1 protein-coding gene is annotated in these 263 nt (G+C 32.7%); it reads right to left on the bottom strand.

All coding sequences use genetic code 11. The features are described from left to right. Positions 1-252: sigma factor (locus SB658_RS24785; RefSeq protein WP_410603055.1), on the bottom strand; the 252-nt coding region annotated here is incomplete at its 3' end. Positions 253-263 lie beyond the last annotated feature (11 nt).

Genomic DNA, 263 nt, shown 5'->3' with positions numbered 1-263 from the left:
GATAGATTTATATTTTGTTATAGCCGCAATCCAATTTTTCAAAGTATTTTTCTCTTCATCATACTTTTCAATATGATTCCAAATCGCTAATAACACATCATCCATACATTCCTCTTGTACATCTTGAAACGAAGCTAAATGCTTCTGAATAATACTTTTTATAAGTCCACCGTACTGGTCGATAATAAAGTATAATGCTTTTTCATTCCTTTTCCTTAGCTGCATTGCAACGTTCTCTTCTGTAATTTTCATGTGTCCCCTCC

It is taken from the genome of Bacillus sp. SIMBA_008 (genome assembly GCF_046535495.1).
Lineage (GTDB): Bacteria > Bacillota > Bacilli > Bacillales > Bacillaceae > Bacillus > Bacillus subtilis.
Note: the sequence above shows the minus strand (reverse complement) of the source record. Positions and strands in the feature narration are given on the sequence as shown.